Here is a 7390-nt window from a genome sequence, read left to right on the forward strand (position 1 = left end):
TGTTTCAAATTTGAACTGAGTTTATTTCTGTCCTGTTATGTGGGTGTTATTTTAAAGCCGCAGGTTAACCATAACCTTACAAAGCCTGTGGTTTTTCTTCCCAAGGACACCTTATGAAAACCTCACTCTTCAAAAGTCTTTATTTCCAGGTCCTGACAGCCATCGCCATCGGTATTCTGCTGGGTCACTATTACCCTGAACTGGGCGCACAAATGAAACCGCTTGGCGACGCGTTCGTTAAGCTCATCAAAATGGTCATCGCCCCGGTGATCTTCTGTACGGTCGTGACGGGCATCGCGGGCATGGAAAGCATGAAGGCGGTTGGCCGTACCGGTGCCGTAGCGCTGCTCTATTTTGAAGTGGTCAGTACGCTGGCGCTGATTATTGGTCTGATCATCGTCAACGTGGTGCAGCCAGGCGCGGGTATGAACGTCGACCCGTCGACGCTGGATGCGAAAGCCGTCGCGGTTTACGCCGAGCAGGCGAAGGATCAGGGTGTGGTCGCCTTCCTGCTGGACGTCATTCCTGGCAGCGTAATTGGCGCGTTTGCCAGCGGTAATATCCTGCAGGTCCTGCTCTTCGCCGTGCTGTTTGGTTTTGCTCTCCACCGTCTGGGCAGCAAAGGCCAGCTCATCTTTAACGTCATTGAAAGTTTCTCGCAGGTGATCTTCGGCATCATCAATATGATCATGCGCCTGGCGCCGATTGGGGCCTTCGGTGCGATGGCCTTCACCATCGGTAAGTACGGCGTCGGTACGCTGGTGCAGCTCGGGCAACTGATTATCTGCTTCTATATCACCTGTATCCTTTTCGTGGTGGTGGTCCTGGGCTCCATCGCCCGTGCGACAGGTTTCAACATCTTCAAATTTATCCGTTACATCCGCGAAGAGCTGCTGATTGTTCTGGGGACCTCCTCTTCAGAATCGGCACTGCCGCGTATGCTCGATAAGATGGAAAAACTGGGATGCCGTAAATCGGTGGTGGGGCTGGTGATCCCGACGGGTTACTCTTTCAACCTGGATGGCACCTCGATCTACCTGACGATGGCGGCGGTGTTTATCGCCCAGGCGACCAACAGCCATATGGATATTGTCCATCAGATTACCCTGCTGGTGGTGCTCCTGCTCTCTTCTAAAGGGGCGGCAGGCGTGACGGGCAGTGGCTTTATCGTGCTGGCGGCGACGATTTCCGCGGTGGGGCACCTGCCGGTGGCGGGTCTGGCGTTGATTCTCGGTATTGACCGCTTCATGTCAGAGGCGCGCGCCCTGACCAACCTGGTGGGTAACGGCGTGGCTACGGTGGTCGTGGCGAAATGGGTCAAAGAGCTGGATCACAAAAAGCTCGACGATACTCTGAACAATCGTTCATCTGACAGCAAAAATCCTGGTTTATCCTCTTAATCTTGTCACAAATGCCCGTATTCCCTTGTCGGGATGCGGGCTCCTGCGCATAATAACTGTTCGTACCTGTCATAATTCGACAAGATTTTTTTTGGGTATATTTCACTTCTGACCGTGACGTTTTGCCGAATGCGCGGTCTAATCGACGTGTTTTCATCGTCATCTTTAAGAGTGAGGCGCGTCGCGAGGCACTCTTTTTTAACCAGGAATGTTGATCAGGGGTTCACATGCAGGGCACAAAAATTCGACTCTTAACCGGCGGTTTGCTGATGATGGCAGCAGCCAGTTATGTGCAGGCAGATGCGCTCCAGCCAGACCCGGCCTGGCAACAAGGAACATTAGCGAACGGTTTTCAGTGGCAGGTGTTAGCCACGCCGCAGCGTCCCAGCGATCGTATTGAAATCCGTCTGTCCATTAATACCGGTTCCCTTACGGAAAGCACTCAGCAAACCGGTTTTAGCCATTTTATTCCCCGGCTGGCGCTCACTCAGAGCGGCAGCTTGCAGGCTGTTCAGGTGCGTTCGCTTTGGCAACAGGCCATCGATCCGAAACGCCCACTCCCACCGGCTGTTGTCTCGTATGACTACACCATGTTTAACCTGAGCCTGCCTAATAACCGTAACGATCTGCTTAAAGAAGCCCTCACTTATCTCTCCGATGCCTCTGGCAATCTGGCGATTACGCCGGACACCGTCAACTATGCGTTGAGCAACAGCGACATGGTGGCGACCTGGCCTGGTGATACCAAAGAGGGCTGGTGGCGTTACCGCCTGAAAGGTTCCGCATTACTGGGGCACGATCCGGCTGAACCGCTGAAACAGCCGGTAGACGTCGAACAGGTTAAATCGTTCTACCAGAAATGGTACACCCCGGACGCGATGACGCTGATCGTGGTGGGTAACGTGGACAGCCGCGCAGTGGTAGAGCAGATCAACAAAGCGTTTGGCGATTTGAAAGGCAAGCGTGAATCACCGGCCCCGGTGCCGACTCTCTCTCCGCTGCGTGCAGAGCCTGTCAGCATCATGACAGACACCGTGCGTCAGGACAGACTCTCCGTGATGTGGGATAACGCCTGGCAGCCAATCCGTGAGTCCGCGGCGCTGTTACGCTACTGGCGTGCCGATCTGGCCCGTGAAGCGCTGTTCTGGCATGTTCAGCAGACGCTCAGTAAGAACAACGTGAAGAATATCGGTCTTGGCTTTGACTGCCGCGTGCTGTTCCAGCGTGCGCAATGCGCCATTAACGTTGAATCACCGGGCGATAAGCTGAATGCAAATCTGGGTGTGGTCGCGAAAGAGCTGGCAAAAGTGCGTAAAGAGGGGCTTCCTGAAGAGGAGTTCAATGCTCTCGTGGCGCAGAAAAAACTGGAGCTGCAGAAGCTGTTTGCGACTTACGCTCGCGCCGATACCGACATTCTGATCAGCCAGCGTATTCGCTCTCTGCAGAACCAGGTGGTGGACATTGCGCCGGAACAGTACCAGAAGCTTCGTCAGGACTTCCTGAACGGTCTGACCGTCGAGATGCTCAATCAGGACCTCCGTCAGCAGCTGTCGCAGGATATGGCGTTGATCCTCCTGCAACCGAAAGGCGAGCCGGAATATGACATGAAGGAACTGCAGACAACCTGGGATTCCATTATGGCTACCGCGCCGCAGCCAGCGCAGGCCGCGACGGCGGATGATTTACACCCGGATGCGACGGATATTCCGCAGGGGCAGTAATCCCCTCACCCCGGCCCTCTCCCCAAAGGGGAGAGGGTGTTCATCGTTCCCTCTCCCCTTTGGGGAGAGGGTTAGGGTGAGGGGCAGGCATCGCCTCACGCGGAATAATCGCCCCGCGATACTGAATGACGGTGCTGGCCGTCAGGTGCCCACGCTGTGCTGCCGCTTCCGGCGTGCCGCCCGTCAGACGCACCGCCAGATACCCCGCGCTGAATGAATCACCCGCCGCCGTGGTATCAATCACGTTCTCTCTGGCAAGCTTCACCGCCGGGACGTCAACCACCGCTTCCCCCGTGATCGCCACCAGACACGACTCCGCACCGCGCTTAATCACCACTTCATTCACGCCCGCCGCCTGCGTGCGCGCAATCACGTCCTCTACCGGTTTTTCTCCCCACAGGGCGTCTTCATCGTCGAGGGTCAGGAAGGCGATGTCGGTGCATTGCAGCATCTGCTGATAGACCTGCTGCGTCTCTTCGCGGCTGGCCCACAGGCGTGGACGGTAGTTGTTATCGAAAATCACCTTCCCGCCGTTGGCGCGGCACTCGCGCAGCAACGACAGCAGTTTTTCGCGGCTGGACGGACTCAGAATAGCCAGGCTAATCCCGCTCAGATAGAGGTAGTCAAACGTCGCCAGCGTTTCGCAAAGGGCGGCGGCAGCGTCGCTCTCCAGCCAGTATTTCGCCGCGGCTTCGTTACGCCAGTAGTAGAACGTACGCTCGCCGGTCTCGTCGGTCTCAATGTAATACAAACCCGGCAGGCGGTTTTGCATACGCTGGATCAGTGAGGTATCAATATGTTCACTCTGCCAGGCCTCAAGCATCTGCTGGCTGAAGCTGTCCGTCCCCAGGGCGGTAACGTAGTTCACGGTGAGCGCCTCAGGCGCAACCTGACGGGCAATATAAACGGCGGTGTTTAACGTATCGCCACCAAATCCGCGGCTGACGTCCGCGCCTTTTTGGGACAGCTCAATCATGCATTCGCCAATCACGGCAATTTTTTTAGACATAGTCGTGAACCTGAACAGAGTAATTTTCGCTAGTGTGCGCTGGGTGAATTAACAGGTCAACTATATTAAAACAACGTTCCATTATTTTATTTGAGCCAGCGCGTGTTCCTGCTCATTGCTGTCATCTTAATTTCATTTTCCGGGTTAATTGAACATAAAGTTCTCAATTGCCGCGCCGATAATCCTGTGACGAGTCCAGAAAGGCCATCCCAACAACAGGACATCTGAAATGAAGTCAGAGCAGGTTATCCAGCGGCTGAGCACTACGCCTGAGGCAAGTATTGAGAACTTGCAGGAGCATCGCTACTGGCTGCAATGTGAGCGCGCGTACACCTATCAGCCGATCTACCGAACGGATGGCCGACTGATGGCCATTGAAATATTGACCGTGGTGACGCATCCCTCAAACCCTACTCAGCGTATTGCACCGGATCGCTACTTTGCCGAAGTGGCCGTTCGCCAGCGTCTGGATGTGCTGGAAGAGCAGCTCCGTATGCTGGCGACGAAGCAGACCTTTTTCGAACAGCACGATATCCTCGCCTCGGTCAACGTTGATGGCCCGACTCTGCTGGCGCTGCGTCAGAATGCGAAATTGCAGGAGCTGATCGCTACCCTCCCGTGGATGCGCTTTGAGCTGGTGGAGCATGTCCGCCTGCCGCAGGACTCCTCGTTTGCGTCGATGTGTGAATTTGGCCCGCTGTGGCTGGATGATTTTGGCACCGGCATGGCGAACTTCTCCGCCCTGAGTGAAGTGCGCTACGACTACATTAAAGTGGCTCGCGATCTGTTTATTATGCTGCGCCAGACCCCGGAAGGGCGGAATCTGTTTACGCTGTTATTACAGCTGATGAACCGCTATTGCCAGGGCGTGATTGTTGAAGGTGTGGAAACCCTGGAAGAATGGCGTGATGTGCAAAACTCTCCCGCCGCGGCGGCGCAAGGCTATTTCCTTTCTCGCCCGGTACCCATGGATCGCCTCGATAACGTGATAACGACCCTCTGATAAGCCCGCTTCCCTTTGTCTGGACTATAGTTTTACAGGACAGGTCATCAGGAAAGGGGATAAAAATGACGAAAACAACCAGGGTAATCTCCTGGACCGCAGGGATTTTCTTGTTGTTGATTGTGGTCGTCGTCATCATTATTGCGACGTTTGACTGGAACCGCCTTAAGCCGACCATCAACCAGAAAGTCTCAACCGAGCTGAATCGCCCCTTCGCTATACGCGGTGATTTAGGGGTAGTGTGGGAGCGTCAGAAGGAGGAGCCCGGCTGGCGAAGCTGGATCCCCTGGCCACATGTCCACGCCGACGACATCATTCTCGGCAACCCGCCCGATATCCCGGAAGTGACCATGGTTCACCTCCCTCGCGTTGAAGCTACGCTGGCTCCGCTCGCGCTCTTCACCAAAACGGTCTATCTGCCGTGGATCAAGCTGCAGCAGCCCGATGCGCGCCTGATCCGTCTCTCCGAAAAAAACAACAACTGGACCTTTAACCTTGCCAGCGACGGCGAAAAAGATCCGCATGCCCGGCCCTCGTCCTGGTCATTCCGTCTCGACAATATTCTCTTCGATCGCGGACGGATCGCCATCGACGATAAAGTCAGCAAGGCGGATGTGGAGATCCTGGTCGATCCGCTCGGCAAGCCGCTGCCCTTTAGCGAGGTGACGGGCACGAAAGCTAAAGGCGACACCGCAAGCGTAGGGGATTACGTCTTTGGCCTGACGGCAAAAGGGCGCTACAACGGCCAGCCGCTGAGCGGAAAAGGGAAAATGGGCGGTATGCTGGCGCTCCGCAGTGAGGGTACGCCGTTCCCGGTACAGGCGGATTTCCGCTCCGGGAACACCCGTGTGGCGTTTGTGGGGACGGTCAACGACCCGATGAACATGGGCGGCGTCGATCTTCAGCTCAAATTTGCCGGTGATTCGCTGGGTGAGCTGTATGAACTGACCGGCGTACTGCTGCCGGATACCCCGCCGTTTGAAACGGACGGGCACCTGGTCGCCAAAATCGACAGCGAAAAGTCCTCTGTTTTTAACTACCGGGATTTTAACGGTCGCATCGGCGACAGCGACATCCACGGTTCGCTGACCTACACCACCGGGAAACCGCGCCCCAAACTGGAGGGGGATGTCGAGTCCCGTCAGCTGCGACTCGCCGACCTGGGACCGCTGATCGGCGTCGATTCCGGCAAAGGGACGAAGTCAAAAGAGGTGAAGAAAGATCTCCAGCCAGCCGGGAAAGTACTGCCCTATGACCGCTTTGAGACGGATAAGTGGGATGTGATGGACGCGGACGTGCGTTTCAAAGGCAGAAAAATTGAGCACGGCAGCACGCTGCCAATCAGCAATCTTTCGACCCATATCCTCCTTAAAAATGCCGACCTGCGCCTGCAGCCGCTGAAGTTTGGTATGGCGGGTGGGACCATCTCGTCGAACATTCACCTCGAAGGCGATAAAAAGCCGATGCAGGGGCGAGCCGATATTCAGGCCCGCAGGCTCAAGCTGAAAGAGCTGATGCCCGATGTGGAGCTGATGCAGAAAACCCTCGGTGAAATGAACGGCGATGCCGACATACGCGGCGTGGGGAACTCCGTGGCGGCGCTGCTGGGAAGCAGTAACGGTAACCTCAAGCTGCTGATGAACGACGGGCTGGTGAGCCGCAACCTGATGGAGATCCTCGGGCTGAACGTCGGGAACTATATCATCGGGCAAATCTTCGGTGACGATGAGGTGCGGGTGAACTGTGCGGCGGCCAACCTGGACCTGGTGAACGGCGTGGCGCGTCCGCAGATTTTTGCCTTTGACACGGAAAACGCGGTGATCAACGTGACCGGCACCGCCAGCATGGCCTCGGAGCAGCTTGATTTGACCATTGACCCGGAAAGTAAGGGGATCCGTATCATCACCTTGCGTTCGCCGCTTTATGTGCGCGGCACTTTCAAAAACCCGCAGGCGGGGGTGAAGCCTGGACCGCTGATTGCACGCGGCGCGGTGGCCGCAGCCCTCGCGACGCTGGTCACCCCAGCCGCAGCGCTGCTGGCGTTGATTTCTCCGTCAGAAGGGGAAGCGAATCAGTGCCGGAATATTTTGTCGCAGATGAAGAAGTAAGGTGCGGCCTGTTTTTGCCGGGTGGCGGCTACGCCTTACCCGGCCTACAGGATTTTCTCCCTCTCCCTGTGGGTGTACAGTCCGGGGACATGGTAGACAGGTGTTCGGGGACATGGTGAACACTTTTTAACATCCTTTACCCATGGTGA

At 56.1% G+C, this 7390-nt stretch carries 5 protein-coding genes; 4 read left to right on the forward strand and 1 reads right to left on the reverse strand.

What is annotated here, in order from left to right; translation table 11 throughout:
• Positions 1–113 precede the first annotated feature (113 nt).
• Together GM298_RS22625 and GM298_RS22630 are read left to right on the forward strand one after the other, a co-directional pair.
• The gene (locus GM298_RS22625) at positions 114–1400 is read left to right on the forward strand and encodes a dicarboxylate/amino acid:cation symporter (RefSeq protein ID WP_025759448.1); all 1287 of its coding nucleotides are present in this window, start codon (positions 114–116) and stop codon (positions 1398–1400) included.
• A 227-nt stretch (positions 1401–1627) separates the two neighbouring features.
• The gene (locus GM298_RS22630) at positions 1628–3121 is read left to right on the forward strand and encodes a M16 family metallopeptidase (protein ID WP_045286577.1); all 1494 of its coding nucleotides are present in this window, start codon (positions 1628–1630) and stop codon (positions 3119–3121) included.
• Between the two features lie 40 nt (positions 3122–3161).
• On the opposite strand, the gene GM298_RS22635 is transcribed toward GM298_RS22630, so the two are convergent.
• Positions 3162–4130 (reverse strand): sugar kinase, encoded by a 969-nt coding sequence (locus GM298_RS22635; RefSeq protein WP_266155371.1) that lies wholly within the window; start codon positions 4128–4130, stop codon positions 3162–3164.
• A gap of 229 nt (positions 4131–4359) precedes the next feature.
• Here GM298_RS22635 and pdeH point away from each other — a divergent pair, with 229 nt between their 5' ends.
• Both pdeH and GM298_RS22645 read left to right on the forward strand, forming a co-directional pair.
• Positions 4360–5133, forward strand: a complete 774-nt coding sequence (gene pdeH, locus GM298_RS22640; RefSeq protein WP_095450272.1) for a cyclic-guanylate-specific phosphodiesterase — start codon at positions 4360–4362, stop codon at positions 5131–5133.
• A gap of 65 nt (positions 5134–5198) precedes the next feature.
• Entirely contained in the window at positions 5199–7241 is a 2043-nt protein-coding gene (locus tag GM298_RS22645; protein WP_095442024.1) for an AsmA family protein, read from the forward strand.
• The last annotated feature ends 149 nt before the right edge of the window (positions 7242–7390 follow it).

Source organism: Enterobacter sp. HSTU-ASh6 (assembly GCF_026319105.1).
Taxonomy (GTDB): domain Bacteria; phylum Pseudomonadota; class Gammaproteobacteria; order Enterobacterales; family Enterobacteriaceae; genus Enterobacter; species Enterobacter sichuanensis.

Coding starts and splice junctions, on each gene's coding strand:
- GM298_RS22630 (WP_045286577.1), top strand. CDS start 1,628: ATGCAGGGCACAAAAATTCGACTCTTAACCGGCGGTTTGCTGATGATG.
- GM298_RS22625 (WP_025759448.1), top strand. CDS start 114: ATGAAAACCTCACTCTTCAAAAGTCTTTATTTCCAGGTCCTGACAGCC.
- GM298_RS22635 (WP_266155371.1), bottom strand. CDS start 4,130: ATGTCTAAAAAAATTGCCGTGATTGGCGAATGCATGATTGAGCTGTCC.
- pdeH (WP_095450272.1), top strand. CDS start 4,360: ATGAAGTCAGAGCAGGTTATCCAGCGGCTGAGCACTACGCCTGAGGCA.
- GM298_RS22645 (WP_095442024.1), top strand. CDS start 5,199: ATGACGAAAACAACCAGGGTAATCTCCTGGACCGCAGGGATTTTCTTG.